The organism is Fontisubflavum oceani, from assembly GCF_030407165.1.
Classification (GTDB): domain Bacteria; phylum Pseudomonadota; class Alphaproteobacteria; order Rhodobacterales; family Rhodobacteraceae; genus Rhodophyticola; species Rhodophyticola oceani.
The window spans coordinates 557877-582679 of sequence record NZ_CP129111.1 but is presented as its reverse complement, the minus strand read 5'-3'; the positions used below and the strand labels follow the sequence as shown (position 1 = coordinate 582679).

Annotated in this window: 19 protein-coding genes and 1 pseudogene; 16 read left to right on the top strand and 4 right to left on the bottom strand. The window is 59.4% G+C overall.

Going from position 1 to position 24803, the window contains the following annotated elements; genetic code table 11:
• Position 1: 1 nt before the first annotated feature.
• The 11 genes from QTA57_RS02950 to QTA57_RS02900 all read left to right on the top strand — a co-directional run bounded on the left by QTA57_RS02950 (position 2) and on the right by QTA57_RS02900 (position 14257).
• Positions 2 to 508, top strand: a complete 507-nt coding sequence (locus QTA57_RS02950; protein WP_290153501.1) for a GAF domain-containing protein — start codon at positions 2 to 4, stop codon at positions 506 to 508.
• A gap of 367 nt (positions 509 to 875) precedes the next feature.
• Positions 876 to 1562 carry an endonuclease/exonuclease/phosphatase family protein gene (locus QTA57_RS02945; RefSeq protein WP_290153500.1) on the top strand — a complete coding sequence of 229 codons (687 nt, stop codon included), beginning with the start codon at positions 876 to 878 and terminating at the stop codon, positions 1560 to 1562.
• Between the two features lie 569 nt (positions 1563 to 2131).
• Positions 2132 to 2554, top strand: coding sequence for a hypothetical protein (locus QTA57_RS02940; protein ID WP_290153499.1), 423 nt, complete (start codon positions 2132 to 2134; stop codon positions 2552 to 2554).
• A complete protein-coding gene (locus QTA57_RS02935; RefSeq protein ID WP_290153497.1) occupies positions 2524 to 2901 on the top strand; it encodes a hypothetical protein in 378 nt (125 codons plus the stop codon). The genes QTA57_RS02940 and QTA57_RS02935 overlap by 31 nt, the downstream gene beginning before the upstream one ends.
• A gap of 11 nt (positions 2902 to 2912) precedes the next feature.
• Positions 2913 to 6014, top strand: a complete 3102-nt coding sequence (locus tag QTA57_RS02930; protein ID WP_290153495.1) for a hypothetical protein — start codon at positions 2913 to 2915, stop codon at positions 6012 to 6014.
• A gap of 11 nt (positions 6015 to 6025) precedes the next feature.
• On the top strand, positions 6026 to 6478 hold the full coding sequence (locus QTA57_RS02925; RefSeq protein WP_290153494.1) for a hypothetical protein: 453 nt from the start codon (positions 6026 to 6028) through the stop codon (positions 6476 to 6478).
• A complete protein-coding gene (locus QTA57_RS02920) occupies positions 6475 to 6855 on the top strand; it encodes a hypothetical protein (RefSeq protein ID WP_290153492.1) in 381 nt (126 codons plus the stop codon). Before QTA57_RS02925 ends, QTA57_RS02920 begins: the two co-directional genes overlap by 4 nt.
• Entirely contained in the window at positions 6839 to 7318 is a 480-nt protein-coding gene (locus tag QTA57_RS02915; protein ID WP_171557209.1) for a hypothetical protein, read from the top strand. The genes QTA57_RS02920 and QTA57_RS02915 overlap by 17 nt, the downstream gene beginning before the upstream one ends.
• 30 nt (positions 7319 to 7348) lie before the next feature.
• The gene (locus tag QTA57_RS02910) at positions 7349 to 8047 is read left to right on the top strand and encodes a hypothetical protein (RefSeq protein ID WP_290153490.1); all 699 of its coding nucleotides are present in this window, start codon (positions 7349 to 7351) and stop codon (positions 8045 to 8047) included.
• Positions 7975 to 10257 carry a hypothetical protein gene (locus tag QTA57_RS02905; RefSeq protein WP_290153489.1) on the top strand — a complete coding sequence of 761 codons (2283 nt, stop codon included), beginning with the start codon at positions 7975 to 7977 and terminating at the stop codon, positions 10255 to 10257. The genes QTA57_RS02910 and QTA57_RS02905 overlap by 73 nt, the downstream gene beginning before the upstream one ends.
• 721 nt (positions 10258 to 10978) lie before the next feature.
• On the top strand, positions 10979 to 14257 hold the full coding sequence (locus QTA57_RS02900; RefSeq protein ID WP_290153487.1) for a hypothetical protein: 3279 nt from the start codon (positions 10979 to 10981) through the stop codon (positions 14255 to 14257).
• Positions 14258 to 14298: 41 nt separating this feature from the next.
• On the opposite strand, the pseudogene QTA57_RS02895 reads toward QTA57_RS02900, so the two are convergent.
• The 4 genes and pseudogenes from QTA57_RS02895 to QTA57_RS02880 all read right to left on the bottom strand — a co-directional run bounded on the left by QTA57_RS02895 (position 14299) and on the right by QTA57_RS02880 (position 19738).
• Positions 14299 to 17366, bottom strand: a pseudogene (locus QTA57_RS02895) (efflux RND transporter permease subunit).
• 10 nt (positions 17367 to 17376) lie between these two features.
• Positions 17377 to 18426 (bottom strand): efflux RND transporter periplasmic adaptor subunit, encoded by a 1050-nt coding sequence (locus QTA57_RS02890; protein ID WP_290153485.1) that lies wholly within the window; start codon positions 18424 to 18426, stop codon positions 17377 to 17379.
• Positions 18423 to 18908: a MarR family winged helix-turn-helix transcriptional regulator gene (locus tag QTA57_RS02885; protein WP_290153484.1), complete on the bottom strand. Its 486-nt coding sequence runs from the start codon at positions 18906 to 18908 to the stop codon at positions 18423 to 18425. The genes QTA57_RS02890 and QTA57_RS02885 overlap by 4 nt, the downstream gene beginning before the upstream one ends.
• A gap of 170 nt (positions 18909 to 19078) precedes the next feature.
• Positions 19079 to 19738 (bottom strand): IclR family transcriptional regulator, encoded by a 660-nt coding sequence (locus QTA57_RS02880; protein ID WP_290153483.1) that lies wholly within the window; start codon positions 19736 to 19738, stop codon positions 19079 to 19081.
• A gap of 260 nt (positions 19739 to 19998) precedes the next feature.
• Here QTA57_RS02880 and QTA57_RS02875 point away from each other — a divergent pair, with 260 nt between their 5' ends.
• The 5 genes from QTA57_RS02875 to QTA57_RS02855 all read left to right on the top strand — a co-directional run bounded on the left by QTA57_RS02875 (position 19999) and on the right by QTA57_RS02855 (position 24795).
• Positions 19999 to 20985, top strand: coding sequence for a tripartite tricarboxylate transporter substrate binding protein (locus QTA57_RS02875; protein ID WP_145212616.1), 987 nt, complete (start codon positions 19999 to 20001; stop codon positions 20983 to 20985).
• Positions 20986 to 21089: 104 nt separating this feature from the next.
• Positions 21090 to 21584 (top strand): tripartite tricarboxylate transporter TctB family protein, encoded by a 495-nt coding sequence (locus QTA57_RS02870; protein ID WP_290153481.1) that lies wholly within the window; start codon positions 21090 to 21092, stop codon positions 21582 to 21584.
• Positions 21585 to 21587: 3 nt separating this feature from the next.
• Positions 21588 to 23111: a tripartite tricarboxylate transporter permease gene (locus QTA57_RS02865; RefSeq protein ID WP_145212610.1), complete on the top strand. Its 1524-nt coding sequence runs from the start codon at positions 21588 to 21590 to the stop codon at positions 23109 to 23111.
• A gap of 29 nt (positions 23112 to 23140) precedes the next feature.
• Positions 23141 to 24490: an acyclic terpene utilization AtuA family protein gene (locus tag QTA57_RS02860; protein ID WP_290153477.1), complete on the top strand. Its 1350-nt coding sequence runs from the start codon at positions 23141 to 23143 to the stop codon at positions 24488 to 24490.
• Complete coding sequence (locus tag QTA57_RS02855) at positions 24487 to 24795, top strand: DUF4387 family protein (RefSeq protein WP_290153476.1); 309 nt, start codon at positions 24487 to 24489, stop codon at positions 24793 to 24795. The genes QTA57_RS02860 and QTA57_RS02855 overlap by 4 nt, the downstream gene beginning before the upstream one ends.
• Positions 24796 to 24803 lie beyond the last annotated feature (8 nt).

Below are 24803 nucleotides of genomic sequence, written 5' to 3'. Positions count from 1 at the left end.
AATGCAATCTGATCGCCCCACGCCGCAAGCTGTGCAACGCCGCTTCGTCGCCGATATGGCCGCCGCCCGCACCGAGGATCAGGTGTTCGAGGCGCTTTACCGCCTCAGCACGGCGCGCGTTCCCGTTCGGCTTTGGACGGTCATGACAGTGGATATGGAGGCCGGTCTTGCGCGGCGCGCTTATTCCAACATCCCCGACGCATATCCAACCTCCGGAACGAAACCGATCGAGCGCAATGACTGGTTCGAGATCGTGCATGATCGGCATGAGAGTTTTGTCGCCAATACGCTGGACGACATCGCCAAGGTATTTCCGGATTATGAGTTGATCGGCGCACTTGGCTGCGCGTCAGTGCTCAATCTGCCCGTGGTCAGCGGCGGCGAACTTCGTGCTACCGTGAACCTGCTGGACGATGAAGGCTATTTCACGCCTGAGCGAGTTGGCGAGATCACGGATGTCCTCACGTTGCCGGCTTTTGCGGCCGTGTTGGCCGCGCGGGCGTTGTGATGTGCCGCAAGGTCGCCGTTTCGCGACGGTCGGTTCCAAGATCCAAGACGCGCGTTGCATAAGATGATTGGGCGGGGTTTGATCCGCGTCATCATGCGCAAATCTCGGCAGTCAGCCTCATAAGGTTTTGGGAACGCATTTGCCGAGGCCGTCATACGCGCCTGGGCAATTCACTTCTTGTGGTCACCTGCCGTGTTTGTGGTCGGCTCCATATAAATTCCGTGTGCATGAAAACTGTTGAGGGCGCAAAATATGTTCTTTGCGCATTATTTCTGAAGTATTTTAGAAATCAAATCCATAAAATAATTAGCCGGTATTCTTATGGGTTCGATTATCATTTCTGTATATCGATTCTAGGGAGAGTTTTATGACACGTGTTATTACTTGGAATATGGAAGGTGCGACCCATAGCTCAAATAGCAAATGGGTCGATGGTGTGCAGCAATTGTTAACGAAGGCAGAGGCCGACATACTCTGCTTGCAAGAGGCCGGGGCGGCTCCGCCATCGTCCGCTGCCTATGCGCCACCCCCGCCGGCACCGACTTGGGCGGGCGGCATTGCGCCTGCTGTGGCTTGGTCTTTTCTGACATGGCAACCGGGTGTTCCACTGTACTATGTCCTTTGGGTGCAAACGGACCCTGGGGGAAATAGGGTCAATCTGGCTGTTGTGACAAAGGATTTGCCAGATGAATTCCGCTATGTTGCGAATGCCGGAGGCCGACCTGCAATCGGGGTGCGGTTCGGGACGGACGAGACCTTTACACTCCATGCACAAAGTGGGGGTGGGGCGGATGCACCAACCTTGGTCACAAATGTTAATGCTGCCACCGCTGCGGGAAATTCATGGGACGCCGCAGGAGATTATAACCGACAGCCAGACGAATGGGGCGCGGGCGGCGTGCCAGCGGGTAATCTTTGCCCGCCAGACAAGGCAACGCGTTGGAAATCGGACAAAAAGCTCGACTATATGGTCCGCAGCGGCGCGGTGATTGAGGGATTTGTGATCGATACGTTGGTCTTGAGTGACCACTTCCCAGTGATCTTCGATGTCTAACGTAGCGTGTCTGGGTCGGGTTGGTGGATGCTGACCCGGCCAAGATTTGGTTTTCCAAACTTGCAATATATATCCGGCGGTATATGCGCCATCGGCATAAATCAGCGCATGAATTGCGTGTCTCGGATGGAATTTGACCGTCTGAATGCGCGATGGTCCATCTCGGCGGTTCAGAATCTGTCAGGGTTTTCCGGCGCTTAGAGATTCACCTCTCTTTCAGTCATATCTGCTTACCAAAAATAGTTAATAAATCCTTATCTTCTTTGAATGACGTAAGGAACATTTTTATTGAATGGATTTAGAATCTGTGTGTTACTTAATGCGGTACATAAGCGGGAAAACAGAAAGTAATGCGTGTTCAAGGATTTGAATGCAGTGCGCTTGCGCATATATTCTTTTGTTGACCTAAATATATAGAATATTGGTTGGAGGGCCTTCTGCTCCGATCTGTCTCGAGGAATTTCTTCGGGATCAATTGGTATGGCTTGGGGAATGCGTTTGCTTGCGGAATCTGATTTTAACGTCTTACGAATCCCGCCCCTTGCGCACTTCCCTTGGGTTTCCTTCCCATGATCATCGTTTTTAATATGACGTCGTCAGCGATGCGTCTTTACGTGAATCATGCACAGGTCCAGGCGCCTGATAAAATCGTGCCAAGCACCGGCTTCAAGGCGTTCCCAAAAACAATCGGTTTGCAGAGGCGCCCTGAACCTCAGGTGTTCGGAATCGGAGAGAATACTGTGGCGCTGGACTATCGGGATTTCCTGCCGCCGATGCCATCCGGCGCGGAGTTCAGCCCAAACATTCCCGATGCCGTTCTGTCCGACTTCATCCTCTATCTGTTCGGCAATGGCGCGCTGTTGATGCGGACCTCCGGCCAGCAGATCGAGCGATATAATTGGCCGCTCGTGCCCCCCGTCGCGACGGACGACCCTTTTTCACCACCCAGAAGGAGTAAACCATGGCTGGCAATGTGTATTTGTTTAATGTGAACGCCGAAGAGATGAGCCGCGTCCAAGTGCGGAACTGGCCTGCGGATGAGACGATCGATGGCTGGAGCGAGGAGAAGGATGACAAGTATTCCCCGAATGCGCTCGCCGTCCCACGTGAGAAATTCCCGACGGATAGCTGCAGTTTTGCGCAGGGCGACAACTCGGTCAGCTTCAGTCGGCCGACCTTCAATGGCGCCTTCATCCTCACCATTGATCCGGCGATTTCCCTTTCCGACGATCTGATCTGCTATGTCACCCGCAGCAGTGCGCTGCTGATGCGGACCAATGGCGAGGTGATCAGCGAGGTAACATTCGCGCCCACGCTTATGGCTGACGAAGGCAGCTGAGGCCGAGGGCCGTGGCACCGGTATTCAAAAGGGTCGTTTTGCAAGACGACACGCTTGCGCTCTATCGGGCCGAGGTCTCTGACGAGACGGCACGAGGGCTGACGGCGGGACCACGTGCGCTTCACTTGCTCTATCTCGGCGCGGACCGGGGAGGTTGGTCCGCGCCGCCCGATGAGTTGGAATATGCCGCGTCCTGGAAGGCCCGCGGCGTTTATCTTTTGAGTGATCCGTTTGAGGTCGAGGACCTTACGGCGCTGAAAGATGCCGTGCCTTTGAAAGGTCAGAACAAGAACCGAGGATTTGCCTGGGTGGATGACCCGGGCGGCATGCCGCAAGCGGTCCTGATGCCGATGACCTGGACCGGTGAGGAGGCTGGGCGTGTCGCGGAAACAACCGAGATCGCGTTCCTGAACGTTGCCTTGACCATGCAGCAGGGTGTCGAGGTCGTGTTTGATTTCGGGGAGGCACCGAAGGCCGATCTGAAGGTCGGGCAATCAGGCACCGCACGGATCTTCCTCAACCGCGCCAAGACAATTGGGCCGGAGCCCACCGAGGATACGGTGCAAATGCCGCTCGCGCCGGATGACGCCGGCTTAGGTCTGATCCGGTACCGCGCCGATTGGCGGGCGCGCGCGTTCTTCCGGCTGTTCGAAGACAACGAGTTTAACACCGACCCGGCTTGGGGCGGGGAGATTCGGTTCTTTCTGAAAACGACGGGGCGGAAGACGCCGCAGCAATTGGTCTTTCCGCTGTTCACCGCCCCAGAGCAGGGGGTCTCATATCCATTGGATGTCCGCATGGATCCACTGGCCCCCAATGATGCGAAGCGCACGGTCTTTGATATGCGCGACGAAGGCTGCGCGCTCGCCTTGCTGACCTCGCGGTTCTTGCGCACGACCGGCGGCGATGAGGTCCAGTTGACGCCGCAGCCGGGCGTTGGATTCTATCTGGGGCGGCGGCCTGGCCCGACCTCAAGCGGCGGGGCCAATAGCTATCTGGCGACGAAGGGGCCGTTCTTGCTCGATCTGTTGGGCAAGGCAGATGCGCAGTTGATGTGCGGGCTCTCGGCGCAGGAATACGTCACCGTGGCCGATGGCGATCTCGTCGATCTGACCCCCAATCAGGCGGCCCTTGCCGATTTGGGGGACAAGGAACGGGGGCTTGTGGCCTTGGCCGACCAGGGCGACGCTCCGCTTCTGGAACCCGCATTCACAACCTCCTGGCTCTCGATCCGTCCCAGGCCGACGCGCCAAGCGGACGCGGTCGAGCCCTACTACTTCTCCCAATCGCAGCAGGGCACGAATTTCGACAAAAACGCGCTGGATGGCACCACCTATGCCGGGGCGACAGCATCGCGGATCGCCCATTTGGGCGCGGTGGCAGTAGCGGGCGTGGATGGCGGTGCGATTTCTTTTCCCGTCGCCCCCTTCGGCGGGGTCTTCCCGCCCGACAGCGATATTGAGGGCTGGCCCAACAAGGATGTACCGGGCGAGGATTTCCAAACGTTAGAGGGCGGTGCCTTGGCCCCGTTCCGGTTCGGATCGCTTAGCTTGGCGGGGCCCGCGACCGGTCCGATTGTCTGCAATGCTGACGGGACGCCTCTGGATGGTGGGCGCAGCTCGACCCAACGTGGGGTTCTTTTGGAGATCGGCTCAGGCGTCGCAGCGGCCAGGGAGGAACCCGCCCCGCCGCAAGGCGGTTGGGCCCGTTTGGTTTTGGGCGAGAGCGACAAAGGCGAACTGGCGTTTAAGCAGACCGAAGCAGGCGTGGTCGACCCGACGCTCGCGCAGGCCTTGCTCAACCCGCAGGCCTTCATCGTGATGAACAATTGGGACAGGTTCACAGATTTTGACAGTGCGATCAGCGTGCAGGGGATCGATGTGAACCTCTCGCCTGCCGAAGGGCAGGCCGATCCGCGGCAGACGATCCTGGTGTTCAAATATGCCGATACCGAGACACTCGAAGACCTCGTTGCGCGGGTCGATGCCTGGGATCGCCCGGAGTATTTTGTGGGTGATGCAGGTGCGGTCACCCTTGCGAGGGAGCAGCTTTTGGCCGCGATTGCGGAGGCCAAGGCCCAGAAAGACGCGCCCGGTCAGCCCTTCAAGTATTTTCTGGAGACGATCCTCGTTAGCAAGGAGTGGACCGGGTTTCTGACCTTCAACGCCCCGATTGATGGCCGTCAAATGCCACCCGATTACCAGATGATCCTGGGTGGCATCGATGGGCAATTGATGGCGCATCACTTTGGTGTGGAGACCAACCGCCTGACCCTTGATGACGACGGGCGACCGGCCATTCAAGGCACGGCCTTTGCGGGCGTCTTCTTCTATCTAGAGCCGTCGGGCCGACCGGAACCCGAAGAGGCCTATGGCTATCGGACAACCAAGCTGATCATCGAGATCCGCAATGCGACGATCCAGCAATTCGCGTCCGAGGTTGCGGTCACTCTGAATGAGCTTTTTGAGCGGCCTGTGAGTGGGCAGGGCGGCAACCCTTCCGAACCGAACACGATCCGGATGGAGGGGGATTATCAGGTTGTCGAAGGGGTCGGACGGGTCATCTTTCAGGCCGCGCTCAGCCGGTCTTTCATCTTTCAGATCGCCGAGTCCGATATCCGCGTGCTGCGGCGGTTTATGTTGCGCGGCGCGGGACTCAGCCCGATCTCGGCCGCCTCGAATGAGTTGCGCGATGCGGAGGAGGTCACCATCGCCGCGCGCTTCTCAATGGATGGCGAATTGGCCTTCGACAAAGCGCCATTCCCCAGCAATCCGGGTCAGGCGCCGCTCGACCTGTTTTCCTACGGCGTCACGATTGAGGAGCAGAAACGCGGTTTGCCAATCAGCGGTCTGTCGATTGATCTTGAGTTCGACCTAGGCCCAACCGGGCGCACCGATCTGCGGCTCAAGCCGAATTTTGCCAACATCATCGCGGCCGACAATCCCGATCTGCGACGACCCGAGGGCCTTGTGTCCGGCTTGCCCATGCGGCTGACGGGGTTTTTGTCGGGGCAGGCCGCGCTTGATACGATCAAGCGCACGGGCAAGATCGTGAACATCCCCGATCTAATCCCCGATCAGAGCGTGGGCGAGGGGGTGACAGCGCCGATTTGAACCAAATCCCGGTGCTTGATGCCACGACACCGACCCCGAGCTTCGCGTTGGCCTTTGAGCTACCCCTTGGCTCGCTGGGCGATCTAGCTGAAACCGGAGTTGGTTTAACGGCCAATCTGATCCTCGGGTGGGGGCCCAGTGCGGCCATGCCGGAAGCTGACGGCGTGGCGGTCTATGTGCAATTGCCAGCCTTGGTTGGCGGCTTGGCGGGCTTCGATCTGCAAGGCTATCTCAAGACGACATTTGGCGACGCGAATCTGGCCCGCGTGATCTATCAGCCCAAGCCGACAGACCCAGAACGCGGGGTTTACGTTCTGCTGTTCAACAATGTGGCGATTTCGATCTTCGGGATCGCGCTGCCGCCTAAGGTCGTCACGGATTTCATCCTGTTCAGCGACCCCACCGCCCCTGGCGGAAGCGACATCGCTTGGTCCCTGGCCGCGACGCAGGTGGAGGCGTCATGACCCGGAAACCTGTCCCCACAGCGGTCAAGCTTGGCCCCATCACCGACGCCAAAACCATCGCGGAGTTCGTCGCGACGGCAAACCGAGATTTTGATCTTTATCTGCCCGAAAGCTGGCCGCCCGATACGGTCGCCGCCGATATCTGGGCGCTGGAGATCACCGTCGCGGAGGACCCCGAGCGCGGCAGCTACACCGCCACTGCCAAGATCAAATACCCGAATCTGGGCAAGGGTGACGCCAAGTTTGAAGGCCGAGTGAGCGCGGTTCTCACCCGCACAGGCAATTTCTACCTGCCCAATATGTTGGGTGACGATCCCCTAACCCCGGAAAATATAGACGATTTATTGAAGGAGAACCGACATGGTCAAAAAACCTAAGAACACAGCTGTCTTGGCGCCGGAGGAGGAAGCGAAGGCGACGTTTTCCTTCGGCATGGTGTTCGACATCAACGGCACCGCGGTTCCGATCTCCACCGCCGATATCGCGAAGATCAAGGAAGAGGGGGTGCAGTTCGAATTGCCGAAGCCGGTGGTTCTGGGCTCGTTCGCCAATCTGATCGAATGGCTCGACACAACCTTTGGGGTGAAGTTTCCCGATACCGCCGATCTGCCCGACTGGCTGAACGACATCGTAACCGCAATCATCAACATGGAGTTCTCGGTGCTGGTCTTCAAACTGGATGTGCCGGGCAAGAAGCGGCCCAATGATCAGGTGCGCTATGCCCTGGAAATCGCGGGCACCTTTGTGGGTGAGCCTCTGACACCGATCCCCGGTTTCGACTTCCTGGGCATTCAGGGTGGCGTCTTCGGTGTGACGAATATCGCACCTGCCGTTGAATAGGTGATCGTGGCTTAACGGGAAGGCACGCTCATGCCCCGGATCAATTTCGGCGTTGACCTTCAGCTTTTGCTGGAGGCCGAAAAGACCTTCAATCTCCAACTGCGTTTGGGTGCGGGGATGGGGCCAACCGCGCTGACCATTTCACCGGGTCCGACCGAAAAAGCCTTTAGCTTGGCACAAGTTTTGGGGGCTTTGAGTACGCTTTTGGATCTGCCTGCGTTGCAGACTGTCGCGGACCTTGGCGACAAGGATAAGAACAGCTTCTGGTACAGGTTCTTTCAGGTCAGCATCCTGCCGGAGTTGACGGTTGTGGTCGCGCCCGAGGCAAGCTCGATCCAAGCGCGGTTGATGCTTTACACTGCGCCAACGAGGAACCCGGCTGATTATGGCATTCGGTTCGCAGATAAGCTGCCACCTTTTATCACCATAGAACCCGATATCACGCTGTACGACCTGGTGATTGGCTATTGGCAGAAGGACGGCCTCGACCTCAAAGCACGCGTCAAGATCTGGCCGCAGGAAAGCGAGAATGTGCTGACCGATGGCACAGTCTTGATGCCGCTGACCGAGGAGCCGAACGGTAAAACCGAGATCGTCAAATACCCGTTTCCCAACCCCAGCCAGGGGGGCAGACATTCCGGGTCAACTATCTCGGTTTGGGACAGCGCTTTGGGCCGCCGACGGTCGGGCTCGAGTCCGACCCGATCGCGAAGATTTTCGAAGAGCTGAAAAACCTGCGCAGCAATGATCCGAAGACCGTGTTGAACGCGCTGGTGAAAGATTACTACCACCCGGACAGGAACTGGTTCTTCGGCGCGGATATTTATCTCAAGGGCTGGCGGGTTCAGGCGCTGTTCAACGATCCGGCAATTTACGGCATTCGCATCACGGCGGATCAGGGCGCGTTTGAGGGGTTTAAGTTCGAGATCTTGTACCAGAAACTCGGCCCCGATCTGGGCGTCTATTATGGCGCGATTTCGATCCCCGAGAAGTACCGACAGATCAATTTGGGGGCTGTGGCGCTCAAGCTGCCCAGCTTCGAGATTTGGATTTACACCAATGGTGATTTCAAGGTCTCGGTCGGCTGGCCGCTGGGGCCAAACTCCATCGGGTTTGAGATTTATATCTTCATCGGCGGCTGTGCGTTTTACTTCGCCAAACTGCGGTCTGGCTTCAATCCGCGCGCGCCAGAGCCAACGATCTATTATGATCCGATTATCGCCTTTGGCCTGGCAATCAAGATCGGGCTGGGCCGGTCAATCAACGCTGGTGTCTTCCGGGCGGAGTTGAGCCTGACGCTGCAAGGCGTGTTTCAGGGCATCCTGGCCTGGGAAGGCGTCAATCCCAAACTGCTGAATTCGCCGGATGCGGATGTCGTTCGCAATGCTCGCGCGGCAGTAAAGGCGTCGAACGCGATCTCCGGGCCGCCGGATTACTTTTGGTTCTCCGCAACCGTCGGTATCGTCGGGCTGTTGCAGGGCGAGGTTGATCTGAAGATCATCAAGGTCTCGGTCAGCATTCGCCTGTCGATCACCACCGGTTTGGCATTCGAAACGGATTATGGCTCGGTCGCGCGGGTGACGGCGCAGGTCAAGGCCAAGGCCACCGTCAAGATTCTGTTCGTGAAGATCAGCGCCAGCTTCTCCCTGACCCTGACCGAGACCTTCACGCTCAGCGAGGGACCCAAAGGCGTGGCCAGCATCGAAGGCCCGCAAAACCCGAATTTCCAAGGCATCGTGCCCGGCACGCTGACGGCGCGCGGCAAAGCTCTGACGGCGGTCTATGACCGCCGCGCGCTGATCCAAGATGCCGAGCCATTGTCGTTGCCAGTGACGATGCTATTGCTGCCCGCCGCGCTCTATCGTGGTGGGGCTGGGCAATCCAATCTGGTTGGCGTGCCGATGATCGCGCCGCCGAAAGGGCAGCCTGGCGCGACGCCTTATGACGATTTGCTGATCCGGTTGGGCACCTGGCTTCTGCGGGATTTCGCGCCGGAGACCCATAGCTGGCCAGAGGTGTTGCAAACGCTCGGGCAGGGCAGAGATGCGCCGCCCGATGGGTTCTCGGACGCGCTCGACCGGTTCCTGGTCGAAGAGGTTTCCTTTGTTCTGGCCGGTATCGACCTGACCGTTGAGCGGTCGGATGATCTGGACCTTCTGCCGCTGCCGATGTTGCCGCCTTTGCAAATGGCGGTGCCGGGGCAGGACGATCCGATCGTTTTCGCCGACAAGATCGTACCGGATGGCTATGAAGCCTTCGTCCGGGAGTACTTCGCCGATCTCAGCCTGAGCGGCCTGAGTTCCAACCCCGAGGACGCCAGCCGCGTCGGCGCGATGGAAGTCTCGGAGACCTCGTTCGCGCAGATGATGTTTACCGATTTCTTCCTGATGTTGTCGCGCGATATGGCACGCCGCTTGGCCGATCCGCCGGTTGACGGTTCCGATCTGCCCATCGGGGACGTGGCGCAAGACATCTCGGCCATCGCGACCCAATTGGCAGGTATGGCGGCGCGCACGCTTTTGGGCGGGGTTGTCTTGCCAATGCCCGCAGAGATGGAGCAGTTCGGGATTGATCCGTTGGGCGTGGACCTTCTGGGCCTCTTTGAACTGAGCGCGCAGCAATTCCCCGCCGATACCAGCACCCCAACCAATGCTGTTACATTCAGCGTCGCAAACCCCGACGCCCCCTATTGGCCGCGATTTCCTTTGCCGAGGGGGAAAGTGCCGTCACGACCATCCCCGTGGCAGAGGCACCCCCCGCACCAAACCCAATTTGGCGGGACGCCGCGCTGCGGGCTGGTGTGGCCGATATCACGATCTCGCAAATGCCCTCGATCAACAGTGTCCGGCGGTGGTTTGCCAGCCGCGACCACGAGGCTTGGAGCGATTTGCAGGCTGAACGCCGGTTACTTCTGCCGCCGCCAGAGTTGCTGGGTCTGACGGAGAGCGGGCCGCTGACTCTCTTTGGCCAGAAAGTGGAGCCCGATCCGACCGCCCCGCCGACCCCCGATTTCGAGATTCACCCGGCGCTGATGATCCAATTCCGGATTCGCAAGGTGGCGCTGCCCTCGACCGGACAGTTCACCGACGAGGGCGGCCCACTGCCGACCGAGTTGAAAGGCGTCTACGAAATCTCGACCACGAGTGATGAGACGCGGGCGCAAATCCGGATGCTGCTCGACAGTGCCGATATTGGGCAAACCAAGCTTGATTTGGTGCGCATCGATGGGGATGGAAATGACGACCGTGGCTATCGGACCTTGCCCAGTGCCGCGCCAGAGAACGCGGTTTACCTGTTTAAAACGAACCTCTCGACGCTGACCCAGCCCGAAAACCTGTTCCGGCCCTTGGCGCTTGGGATGACGCGCGATGACACAGACCCCGACGATGCCGCCATCGGCGATGTGGCGGCTTTCCTGCGGCTGATCTGGCAGGCGAGCGTCGTTAATGCCACGGGCTTTTATCTGCATTATGGCGATGCCGAGCAGAACCCGCTGCCCGATGACATGTTCGACGATACGGGGTCGGCGACGCTGACGGTGATGGCCGCCGCGTCTGAGCCGCGTCCGCTGCACGCTTATGACAACGCGCTGATCCTGCCGGGCGACGTGAAGGATACCGCCTTCATTGCTGCCAATGATGCGGGGGGATCGCCATCGAATTGCATCAGCCCGCTTATCAGGCTGGCTGCGTCGCGTTCGAGATCGATTGGACCACCGCCGCGGCCCTCAGCATTGGGGAGACGGATCAGCCGCCGCCCTTTGGTCCGGACACAATCGCCTCACTCTACGATCTGATCCAATACCGCCTGCAGGGTGATGAGCAGCCGACCGGGTTTGACCCGTCGCTCTGGAGCCTTCCCTTGTCGCGGGCGCAAGACACCAAGGATATTGAGCAAAATGATGATGGGCCCGGGCGCTATCGGCAGATCGTGCCCGCCTATAAGTTTGCCACCGGCGCGCATGACGACATCTATGGCGCTGTGGGGCGGACACCTGATTTGCAGTTCCGGCTGATCGATACCTATGGCAATGCACTGGCCGAGGCGGCCCATACGGTGCAGTTCGACGCGCTTTATCATGACCCCCTGGTGCCGCTCGGGGAATGGCCCGGAACGCAGGCCACCTATCGCGTGGCCCGGAACAAAGCAGATCAGCCTTGCGTCTTCCTGACCCTCGATTTCCAACCCGATGAGATTGTCCGCAGTGATGTGCATTGCTTCATGGCTCTAGATCGCAACGGGTCTGGTGATGACAAAGCGCGCCAACAAGCCGAGATCGCCCGGTTCCGCTTTGCCCTTATCCATGCGCAATTGAGTGATCCGAATGTAGAGGCTGACCTGCTCAGCACGTTCTTTGGGCCGCTCGCGCCGCTTGGCTCAAGCGATGCGTTGAAAACGGCCTTTAAGGCGGCGGCTGAGACGATCTTGACCGATCTGGATAAGTTCCTCTCCGATGGGACGCCGCTTCAACCGCACAAGACCGCCATTCCGGTGCCGTTCAATCCGCAGGACCTGACCAAACAGCCCGACACGATCTTCGCGATTACGGTTGAGGCGCAGCTGCGGCGGACGCAATTCGTCGATCCGCTAGCCGCCGAAAAACTCCCGTCTGCTGCCCAGACCCGGTGGACCGTGCCGCTAGATCTGTCGGTAACCGATCAGAACCCCATTCCAAAAGACGACCCAGAGCCCGCCGAGGTGGACCTGCGCAGCTTTGCCAACCATCTCGAGGATGCGTTCAAGGGTTATGACGGTGCCGATGGGCTGCTGAAATTGACAGTTCGCAACGGGGTTTCAGATTTCTCCGCGCCTGAGACAGGGCCGGTCCTATGGGGCCTGAAATGGAGCGCGACCGCCGGGCTCGACGTGACGTTCGAGGCTGGGTCCGTCGCCTATTTCACCCTTGTTCCGATCAGCACGAAACTCGAGGGCCATGACGGGGTGCCCGTCACGATCTGGGACAAGGATCTGAACCCCGTCGAGGAAACCCGCGCCTTCTCCGAGATCGATGTCGATGCTTGGGCGCGGCAATTCCTGTCGACGATGGATCGGATCATGGGGCCAGCCGTGTCGAATATCATTGTCCAGAAGGGGCAAGACCGGTTCTCGGAATTCGCGACGGCCAAGCGGCTCTTGGCCGAGTGCTTGAAAGCCGGGGTGGAGCCGATCTTGGTGCCGAACGTCAGGACGGAAAGCCTGTCGTCCTTTGGTGGGCGCGAGGTTGTCGAGGGTGATCTTGGCAGCGCGCAGGATCGGTTTGAACAGCATGTGCTGACCCGGCTGGCAGCCGCTTATGACAGCTTGGTGGTCATGCAGATGGCCGCCGATGTGACCAATTCGCAAGCGCCAGGTCAGGGTGATGCGCCGCGCATCTTCGGCGGGGTCGAAGCCAAAGGGACGGCAGGCGATGCATCCGACACATTCTCGGTCTCCAACACCCGCATTCCAATCGAACCGCCGGCCGACGCCGGCCCGCGCTATGCCAATTTCCTGGTCTCGGCGGTCAATCCCAGTCGACAGGCCAAGCTTGATATGAATCTCACCTGGAATGTCGGTTTCGTGGAGCATCAGATTGCCTCCTCACATGCCTCCGGCGGCTATGTGCCCTCAAGCTGGCTCAGGGTTGTTGATTCCGATCTGGCCTCGGAACTGGCCTTTGATCTCGGCGAGGTCAGTGTGCCGATCCCATCGATCAGCTATCCGGCTGTGCCGGTGATGGAAGCGCAAACCGCGATCCAGCAGTTTACAGGCACCGCAAAGACGGTCGATGATTTCTTCCTCTGGTCTTACGAATCCGTCATCCGCAAGAGCGAGAAAGACGCCAAGGACACGCTCTTTGCGGAGCTGCGGTTGAATGAGCCGATCTTGATCGACCGCCTGCCGACGGCCTTCGCGCGAGGGCCGGGCGAAAAGGGCGATGTCGTGCCGCTGTTCGAGGCTCTGGCGCGCTATACCGTTGCCTGGCCCGAGCTAGAACATCTGGTCGAGGAGTTGGTGACCAAGCATGGCGACCTGCCAATCGCCGACCAATTGATCGATATCGTGTTTGGCCTCGTGAAAGAGGTGGCGATTTGTTGGGCCGGGTTCCGCGGCGTGCCGATCCCGGCGCATTGGCAAACCATGGGCGTGCGCAGTCGGCGGATGCTGGATAAACCCGCCGAGGTGACCATCAATTATGCGATCGATTTCGAGAACGCCTTCAACGCGAAGAAAGAATTGATCGTTACCAGCGATCAGACAGAGATCTGGCCACGGATCAACGATCAGGACGGCAAACCCGGTGCGGATGAGCACACACGGATTTACCGGTATGACGGAGAGAACGACAAGCTGGCGCTCCGTTGGTGGGATTTCAGCGCCCTTGGACAGCAAACCGCGCGACTAACGACATGGCTCAAGCGGAACTCAAATCTGAGCGAGGGCGGCGATTTGACGGTCAATCCCAACTTGATCTACGCCACCCCGGCCAGCACCTATGCAAATCCCGTGATCCCGCGCTTACGCATCGACGAATTCAAGAATGACGAGGACGCGCCCGATCTGGCGACGACCCTTCTAAAAACCTTGAATGTGGTTCTCGGTGTTGCCTCTGTTTTGAAGAATAAGCGCGCCGCCAAGATCGAGACGCGTTATGAGTACAGCTTGATCAGCGACCCCCGCGCCAGCACGTCATCGGTCAAAAGCCGGGCCTCGGTTCTGCTGACCGATGGGGTTGAGATCGATCTGGCGGAGGTGGGCGAGGAAGAGGATCCGATCAAGGTGATCGCCGACGCAATCGCGGCGGATATCGAGATTTGGCATGCCAAAGCGGCGATGCCCACACGCTCAGCCGAACTGGTGCAGTCGCTGGTCTTGTTTGCGGTTATTCAGGATGTGCATCAGCCGATCCTCAGCATCGACCGGATTCTTTACGACGTCCCGAAGGACTGGTGGACATAACGGGCGCGGGAGGCCGCGCCCGTTATGGTGCGAAGAGTGAACTAGACCGGTTCAGCCGCCGCCGTATTCCCAGGCTCCGAGGCCTTCGCGCGCCGTTCAGATCGCGCGAAGAGGAGGTCGTAGAACACCGGCGCGGCAACCAATGTCAGGATCGAGGCAAAAGCCAGACCGCCCATGATGGTGACGGCCATCGAGACAAAGAACGCATCCGACAAGAGCGGCGCCATCCCGAGAATCGTCGTCGCGGCGGCCAGCACCACCGGGCGCAGACGCGATGTGCTAGCTGTCACGATGGCCTCACGAAGCGGTAGGCCGTCGGCCCGCACCAGGTCGATCTCTTCAACCAAAACGATCCCGTTCTTGATCAACATACCCGACAGGCTCAAGAGCCCGAGAAGCGCGGTGAAGGTGAAGGGGAGACCCGTGCCCAGAAGGCCAAGCGTAACCCCATTCACCGACATCGGCACCAGGAGCCAGATGATCAGCGGTTGACGTAATGCGTTGAACAGCAGAACCGAGATCAGCACCATGATCAGTAGCGACAGCGGCAGTTGCTGCGCCAGACTTGCATTGGCGTCCGCTGAGTTCTCGAACTCGCCACCCCACTCCATCCGGTACCCCAGTGGCAACTCGATTGCCTCGATCGCCTCGCGGATCTCCGCATGCACCTGCGCCGCTGTCAGGTCGGTTGGGATACTTGCGCCAACGGTGATGGTCGGCACCCGATTGCGCCGATGGATCAGGGTGTTTTGTGGCTCAAACGCCATCCCATCGATCACCTGTTCGACCGGCATCAGCGTGCCGCCAGCGGTTTCCACCACCTGATCCATGACGCTGAGCTGTGCACTCTCCGGCACCCGGACGATGATCGGGATCAGCCGATCATTTTCGCGATAGGTGCCTGCGGTGATCCCGTCGGTGGCAAAAGCGAAGATCTGGGCGATATTGTCGCGCGTGATCCCGGCGGTCTGTGCCCGCTCGGTGGCGTAGTTGGGGCGCAGGACCAACTCCTGTTCGCGCCAATTGGTGCGGGGCGCCAGGATATTGGGCGATGTCTCCTGCAAGGTCGCCATCGCTTCATCGGCCAGATCGCGCAACACTTCGGGATCGCTGCCCGAGAACCGAACCTGGATCGGATCGCCGCCACCAGGGCCAAACACCAAGCGCGCTGTGCGGAACTCCCCTGCGGCAGAACCTCGGCCGCATAGGCCTCGATATCCGCCTGGAGCGCTGGAATCAGATCCAGACTTGCCGCGCGAATGATCAGGTGGCCATAGCTCGGATTCTGGCTTTCAGCCTGATAGGTCAGCATGAAGCGCGTGGCACCTTGGCCGACGAATGTGGCCACCGAAGTGACCTCCTCGCGCTCGGCCAACCAGTCTTCGAAAACGGCCATATGCTCGGCGGTGGTTGTGATCGGCGTGCCTTGGGGCAGTTTGTAATGCACAAAGAAGATCGGCGTGTTCGAGTTCGGGAAGAACTGCTGCTTGACCTGACCAAAGCCCCAGTAACAGGCGACGGTCACCACCAAAAGCAGCATGACAACCAGCCATCGGGCCCGCAATGCAAGGCCCAAGACGGCCCCATAAGCCCGGAACAACGGGCCGGAATAGGCGTCATCGCCGCCGACTTCGCCTTGCTTGAAGAAGTAATGGCCCAGAAGCGGGGTTACGGTCAGCGCCAGGACCCAAGACAACATCAGCGAGATGCCAATCACGGCGAAGAGGGAGAAGAGGAACTCCCCTGTCGCATCGGGACTAAGCCCGATCCCGGCAAAGGCCATGATGCCGATGACCGTCGCACCCAGGAGAGGGATTTGCGTTTTGCCCGCTGCTTCATCCGCCGCGTCGCGCGAGGATTTGCCCCGCCGCATCGCGATCTGCATCCCCTCGGCGACCACAATGGCGTTATCCACCAGCATCCCCATGGCAATGATCAGCGCGCCAAGGGAAATCCGCTCCATTTCGATCGAGAAGATCGCCATGAAGAGAAGCGTACCAACAACCGTAAGCAACAGGGTTGAGCCAACAACAATTGCGGCCCGCGGCCCCATGAACAGGCCGAGAACCAACACCACAATGCCCACCGACATGGCGAGATTGAGCAAGAAATCCGATGAGGCCTCGTCGACCACCACATGTTGCTGATAGATCGGGTGCAGGATGACGCCGTAAGGGATTTCGGTCTGTAACTCGGCCAGTCGAGCGTCCACCGCATGGCCAACATCGACGATGTTTTCATCCGCCAGACCAGCGACCCCCAAGGTAAACGCCTCAACGCCATTATAGCGGATCAAGATAGAGGGCTCATCTTGCCGCCCACGGCTGACCTGGGCGATGTCGATCAGGTTCAACACCTCGCCACCGACGCCCACGGTCAGACCGGCAATGTCGCTCACACTGTCCGAGCCCTCAGGTGCTTGGATCAGAGTGTGCGTGGTGGCTTGGTCGATCGACCCGGCCGAGGCCACGGAGTTGGCTGAGGCGAGCGCATTGATGAAGGTCTGTGGCGAAATGTTCTGGTGGGCGGCCAAGGCCATCTCCGGTTCGACGAAAATCGCCTCATCCGGCAGGCCCTGCACGTCCACATCGGCGACACCCTCAACGGATAACAACTCGCGTCTGAGAAATTGTGCAAGCTCATGGCGCTCGGCGTCGGTGTATCCTTCGGCGGAGACTGCGAAGAAGATGCCAAACACATCGCCAAACCCGTCATTGACCTGCGGTTGGCTGACGCCATCGGGCAAATGTCGGGCTGCATCGGCCACGTTATTGCGCAGATCGGTCCAGATCGCGGGCAACTCGGTGCCGTCAAAGGTCGATTGAATCTCCACCTCAATCCGCGACAGGCCTGGTTGGTTGATCGAGGTGATCCGGTCAACCTCGCCCATGCGCTGAATGGCGGATTCTAGCGGTTCGGAGACCTCGGTCATGACCTGCTCGGCCGAGGCACCGGGATATTGGGTGATCACAACAGCGGTTTTGATTGTGAAGGCCGGGTCTTCCAATCGGCCAAGCGATAGGAACCCCCAGGTGCCGCCAAAGAGACAGGTGAGGATCAGAATCCAGATGATGATCGGTCTGTTGATCGAGCCGCGTGCGATATTCATCTGACCACCCTCAGTTCGCGAAGCCGGTGAACCGGCGCACGGTCAATCCGTCTTCGAGGGCATTCACCCCGGTCAAAACGATCTCTTCGCCCGCTTCCAGCCCTGATAGAACACGGAAAGCCCCCTCGCGCGTCGCCGCCAGTTCGACGGCGCGTTGTTCAATCGTGCCAATATCGCCGTCACCAGGCACAAAGACCATCGTGTGGAGGGATCCGTCATTGGCAATATGAATGGCCGAGGTCGGGATGATCAGGGCGGTGTCTTCAAGGTTCAGTTCTGCCAAGACGGTGACCGATGAGCCCGGTAAGACGGTCGGCCCTTCTGGACGGGGTAGGCCCAGGGTCAGGCGAAAGGTTTGACCGACCGCCGATGCTTGCGCATCAAACTCGCGGATCTCGAGCGGGTAGAGTATGTCGCTGGTCGGGAACCGGGCGCTCAGCGTCACATTGGGATCGGTCCCGCCGCGTTGGAATAAAATCTCCGGCACATCGATCTCGATCCGCAATTCCGACATGTCATGTACGCGCACAACAGCCGTTCCTGCGGCAACCGTGGTGAAATTCGCGACGTTTCGCGCCGCGATCAGGCCGTCGAACGGGGCAGAGAGCGTGGCATGCTCCAGCGAATACTCAGCATTTCGAACGGCGATCTCGGCCAGGCTAACAGCGGTTTGGGCGTCATCGATGGACACTTGCGAGGCGGCAGTGCCGGACAATTGGTTGAGCCGCTCCAAGGTCCGCTCCGCCTGATCAAGCTGCAGGCGCGCTTGGTCCAGTTGCAGTTCAAAGGGCTCCATATCAAGCTCGGCGATTAGGGCGCCATTGGCGATCTCTTCGCCCTCAATTGCGGGGAACTCCACGATCTGTCCGGCAACCTGAAAGGCCAAATCCACAGTCTGGCGCGCCACGATCTGACCAAAAAACTGTCGGATCACGCCGTTCGTATCGGCGGCCACGGTGATCAGTTGTACCGGTCGGATCGGTGCGTCGACCTCTGCGGTTTGAGCCGAGAGGGGAGCGGTCAGCAGAGTGGTTGCGACCAACGCAATCAAAAATCTCATGGTTTTAGTTCCTTTGGTAATCCTGTTCGAAAAATTGTCTCGCCGACCTCTCCCAGTAATGCGGTCAGCTTGGCACGGTCCGCGTCATCAAGGCCAACGATATCGCGAAAAATCTGTGACGCTTGCTCTGAAAGCGATTGTCGCAGTGCCATGCCTGCGTCGGTCAAGCACAACAGCCAGGCGCGCCGGTCATCTGGATCGCGTCGTCGTTCGAGCAGACCCTTGTCCTCTAAGCTGTCTGCCAAGGCGGTCACAGTTGAGGGAAGAGCTTGCATCTCTTTCGCCAACTCCCCCATGCGGCGCGGGCGGAATAGGCCGATGATCAAATGCCGCTCCCCTTTGGCAAGCGCGGGGGTCAGTTCGATCGTCTCGATCCGTTCTTCGAACCGCCAATACATCAGATAGATCGACAAAAGCGCCCCCATCTCGGGGGTCAAGCCTTCCAAGAAGCTGGGAATGGTGAGGCAGTCCGCTGATGGCATGGTGATTCTCCGCTTTGAAATGTGAATAGTTCATTTTATGAAGCAATCAAGCCCCAAGAGACCCTCAATCGGAAAATCCAGGTCCGGCTGACCCGAAATCTTGTTGTGAATCTGTTGTCTGGGATGAACGGGGATGGGAGAGCCGAGACGCCGTAATGCGGATAGGCCCGCTATTTTCCCATCGAGCGGGCGAGGTCTTCCAACAAAGGGATGGCTTTCTGGCGCGTTGCTGCATCGAACCGGCTGCTCAAACCCGATATGGTCAGGGCACCAATTAGTGTCCCCGAAGCTGAGAAAACTGGCGTTGCGACGGCGGAAATCTCCGGGATTGTTGGGGCGTCGGAGGAGACGGTGCCATTGTCATTGAAGACGCTGAGATCCGCGACCTCCTCGCCGGAGAACCGTCGCAGGACCAAGCCGGAGACCCCGGTTGACATGTTCAAGCGCATGCCTTCCTCGGCGCCGAACGGTCGAAGATCGGCGGCCGTCTCGCGATAGAGACACACCCGATCTTCGCCAGCGCGGACATAGAAAGACGCGGTTTCACCGGTGGCTTTGACCAGTTTCTGCAAGGTCGGGGCCACCGCTTCGCGGCTTGGATAGTCTTGAGCGAAGATTTGGCCAAGCCGCCAGACGCTTGGCCCCAAGCGATAGCGCCCGCGCGGTGTGCGCTGCATGAAGCCATAGATCGACATGGAATTCGCGATCCGCAGCACCGTGCTTTTGTGCAGGCCCGTTTCCCGCGCCAAATCTGTCAGCCGGAGCTCGGGCTGATGCGCGGAAAATGCGCTCAAGATCGACATGGCGCGCTCGACAGATTCGGTCCGCATCGCGCCCATAAAGTTCTCCCAGATGAAACAAACGCAATCGCATATTGTGCGCAGACCCTGGTTTTGTCTAGCGTCGTCGACGCAGAAGAGATGCCAAGCATTCGGCGTGTCAGGAGAGTGTTGCTTGGGCAAAGACCCAGATCACTCTGCGCGAGTAGTCGACTGTTGTGGCAAGCACAGAGTGGGGCGCGATGCCCGCCAAGCGTGACCGCGCGAGGCGGCGGAATGACCCACCGATATGACGTCATAGGGAGGACGACATGACGAAACTGAATTTGACCCGCCGGGTCATGATGGCCGCAACGGCGGCCGCGATGAGCTTTGGCTCACCGGTATTCGCGGATGGCCATCAGATGGTCGATAGCATCCATTTCCTGATCCCCGGCGGCGCCGGTGGCGGTTGGGACGGGACGGCTCGCGGCACAGGCGAAGCTCTGACCGAGGCCGGCCTGGTTGGGACCGCCTCGTATGAGAATATGTCCGGCGGCGGCGGCGGTGTGGCGATTGCCTATATGATCGAAAATGCCGAAAGCAATCATGGTACGCTCATGGTCAACTCGACCCCGATCGTGATCCGGTCGCTGACTGGTGTGTTCCCGCAGAGCTTCCGGGACCTGACGCTTGTGGCGGGCACCATCGGCGACTATGCGGCATTGGTTGTGCCTGCCGATAGTGAACTGACCTCGATGGACGATCTGCTCGGCACATACCGCGAAGATCCGACGGCCTTTGCCATCGGCGGCGGCTCGGTTCCGGGCGGTATGGACCATCTGGTTGCAGCGATGGTGATGCAGTCGGCGGGTGAAGACCCAACGGCCTTCAACTACATCCCCTATGATGCGGGTGGCACTGCGATGGCTGGCTTGCTGTCAGGTGAAATCCAGGCGCTATCAACCGGCTTCTCCGAAGCGGTTGCATTGGCTGGTCAGGGCGAAGTGCGCATCCTCGGCGTCACCTCGGAAGAACGCGTGGGCGCCTTCGAAGATGCCCCGACCTTCATGGAGCAGGGTATCGACACAACCTTCGTCAATTGGCGTGGGTTCTTCGGCGCGCCCGGCCTGCCGGATGAGCAGCTGCAAGCGTACCAGGCCGCGATCGAGGCTATGTACGAAACTGACGCTTGGGAAGATGTGCGGGCCCGTAATGGCTGGGTCAACATCCATAACTCCGGCGACGAGTTCCGTGCATTCCTTGAAGCACAGGAGCAGGAAATCGGCGACCTGATGCGGACGCTTGGCTTCCTCTAACGCGTAAGCGGATATGATATTGGCAAGGCCAGCTGTGATGCATGGCCTTGTCTCCCCGGCGCACCTGGCGCGCCCAATTCCAAGACAATCGAGGGGGACAGCCAATGGCGCTTGACCGATGGATCGCATTGATCTTCGTGGCTTTTTGCTGCGTCTATGGCTACGCGGCGTTTTTCACCATGGACCAGCTTTTGCCGCCGTTTATGCAGCGCAATCCGGTCTGGCCGTCCACCTTCCCGAAAGTCCTCGCGGTGTCTGGCGCCCTGGTTGGGTTGATCGTGCTTTTGGACTTGGAGAAATCCGATGATACCGAAGAGCCGAGCGCCACGGCGATCAACTATCGTCGCCTCACCGATTACAATTTGGGTCAGGCGCTGATGCTGTTGGGCCTGATGGTGGCCTATGCGCTTTTGCTGCGACCGATTGGGTTTCTGCTGGCAACCACCAGCTTCATTTTCGTGGGCAGTTTCATTCTGGGCGAACGCCGCTGGATCGTGATGATCCTGTCGGGCGCAATCGCCTCGGGCGTCGTCTGGTATTTGGTGCAAGAGGTGCTCGGCATCTTCCTGCGCCCCTTGCCGTTCTTCATGGGAGTCTGAGACATGCTTGAAGGTATCATGATTGGCCTCAGCACGGCCTTCTCCCTCACCAATATCCTAATGGTTATCGGCGGCTGTTTGATCGGGACATTCATCGGGATGTTGCCGGGCCTTGGGCCCATGTCGATTATTGCGATTATGATCCCAGTGGCGATTTCGATTGGTGATCCGACCGCCGCCCTGATCTTGCTGGCCGGTGTCTATTACGGCGCGATTTTCGGCGGCTCGACCTCGTCGATTTTGTTGAACGCGCCGGGGGTCGCGGGCACTGTGGCGACCGCCTTTGACGGCTATCCGATGGCGCAAAAAGGCATGGCTGGGAAGGCGCTGACCATCGCCGCCGTCGCCAGCTTTGCCGGTGGCACGATTTCTGCGGTTCTCCTGATGATTTTCGCTCCCGCGCTTAGTTCGGTGGCGCTCTTGTTCCATTCGGCGGAGTACTTCGCTCTGATGGTCGTAGGGCTTTCCGCCATCGCGGCCTTCGCGGGCACGGGGCAGGTTGCCAAGGCTCTGATGATGACGCTTCTGGGCCTGATCCTGGCCACCGTGGGCGAAGGTGCTCTGTTCAACATGCCGCGCTTCACCATGGGTCTGATGGATCTGCAATCGGGGCTGAGTTTCATTACGCTGGCCATGGCGATGTTCGCGCTGCCCGAAGCCATGTTCCTGGTTCTCAACCCGGCGCGGAGTGCGACCGAAGGTGAGGGCGGCGGTGGCAAGATCACCGGCCTGCGCTTTTCGCGGAACGAAGGCAAAGCGATGGCCCCGGTCATCGGTCGGCAATCGGTACAGGGGTTCTTCATTGGCGTTCTGCCGGGTGCAGGGGCGACCATCGCCTCTTTCCTGGGCTACGCGGTGGAGCGGAACCTCGCCAAGGGGGAGGAGCAGAAGGAGTTCGGAAAAGGCTCCGTCAAAGGGCTGGCGGCGCCAGAGGCCGCCAATAACGCGGCCTGTACGGGCTCGTTTGTGCCGCTCCTGACCCTTGGGATTCCGGGGTCGGGCACAACGGCGATCTTGCTTGGCGCGCTCATCGCTTTGAACGTTACCCCAGGTCCGCGCCTCATGGTGGACACGCCAGAGATTTTCTGGGCCGTCATCATCTCGATGTTTATCGGCAATCTGGTCCTTTTGATCCTGAACCTGCCGCTGATTCCGTATATCGCGAAGATCCTGTCGATCCCGCGCAACTATCTGATCCCGTTCATCCTCTTCTTTACGCTGATGGGGGCCTATATTGGGCAAAACAACGCAACCGAGCTTCTGATTTTGGTCGGGCTTGGTGTGTTGGCGACAATCCTGCGCTTCGCGGATTATCCACTTGCGCCCCTGTTGATCGGGTTCATCCTGGGCACGATGCTGGAAGATAATTTCTCCCGTTCCATGCAGCTTTATCGTGGCCTGGATTTCATCTGGGAACGTCCGATGACAATGGGCTTGTTGGTCATTGCGCTTTTGTTGGTGATCTTGCCAAGCTATCGCGCGCGCCGCGCCCGGGCCAGGGCCAAGGGTGTGGCCGACGGGGATTGAGCGGGGCGTCCCTACTTGGCAGGTGAGTGATGACCAAGGTGTTGATCCCCTCCGGCGCGTTGGGTCTGGGGTTTGATCGCGCGGCATTGGCCAATGGTGTGGCGGCCAAGCCCGATCTGATTGCGATTGATGGCGGTTCCACCGATAGCGGGCCGCATTATTTGGGCACGGGAACGTCGAAATATGCGCGGGGATCGGTGAAAGCCGAATGGGCCGACATCATGGCCGCCCGGGCGGAAGCCGGGGTGCCCTTGGTGATTGGTACGGCGGGCACCAGCGGCGCAGATGATGCGGTGGATTGGCTGCTCGACATCACGCGCGAGATCGCGGCGGAAACCGGTGAGCGGCTGAAGATCGCGGTTCTGAAGAGCGGCCAGGATAGCGGGAAGATGGTGGCAGCCTTGGCCGCCGGCCGTATCGCGCCCTTGGGCCCCGCGCTGGAGATCTCTGCGGGGTTGCTGACTAGCTGCACCAATATCGTTGCCCTAGCTGGCGCAGAGCAGATCCAAGCGGCGCTGGAAACCGGCGCCGACATCGTGATTGCCGGGCGCACAACCGACACGGCGATCATCTCGGCCCTTCCACTTGCTCAAGGCTGCCACCCTGGCGGCGCGTGGCATGGCGCAAAGATTGGCGAATGTGGGGCGTTGGCCACGACAAACCCAGGGTCTGGCACCATTCTGATCGAGTTTGATATGGAAGGTTTCGTCATCACCCCGATGGGCTCTGATGCAAGGGCCACGCCATACACGGTTTCGGCCCATATGCTTTATGAAAACAGCGACCCGTTTCTGCTCTATGAACCGGGGGGCCATCTGGATGTCACCGCCGCGCAGTACGAAGCGCTTGATCCGCAGCGGGTTCGTGTCACGGGCAGCAAGTGGGTGCCATCCGATCGCTACACAGTGAAATTAGAGGGCGCGCGGCTGGCGGGGTATCAGACCGTCTCCCTCGTGCTGGTGCGGGAACCCCGCTACGTTGCCAATATCCGGGCTTGGTGCAGCGATATTCAACAGAAATGTACGGCCAAGGCCCGCGCAAGTGTGGCAGGGCAGTTCGATCTGGAGCTTCGGGTGATCGGTTTGGATGCAACCTTGGGCGAACTCGATAGCCACGCGCAGACAGGGAGCGAGGTTGGCGTGATGGGCATTGTCACGGCCGAGACCCAAGCGATTGCGCAAGAGGTTGCCAAAATCCTGAACCCCTATCTGCTCCACCACGCGCTTACCGAACAAGAAGAGATGCCGACCTTCGCCTTCCCGTTCTCTCCCACGGAGATGTCGCGGGGGGCGATCTACGAGTTCTGCCTCAACCATGTATTAGAGTTGGACGATCCAATGGACGCTTTCGACCTGACCACAGTGGAGGTTGGGCCATGATCAGATTGGCCGATATCGTCACCAAGGTTCGGTCGAAAAACGCCGGGCCATTCTGGCTGACGATCGACATATTTTGCGGTTCGCCGGATGTGTTTCGGCGGGTGTGTGACGGGGTGTCGTCCGATATCGCCGCCAATGCCATGGGCGCGGATCTGAGCGATCTGAAACGGTTCGAGATCGCCGATCTGAACGTGGTGAAATTCAGCCTGCCACGACCGCGCATTCAGGGCACGGCCTTAGACCGCGACATGCATGGGGCGTCTTTTGCCAACATCCTGGCGGAGATGGAGATTGGCGCGCCTTAGACCGGTCG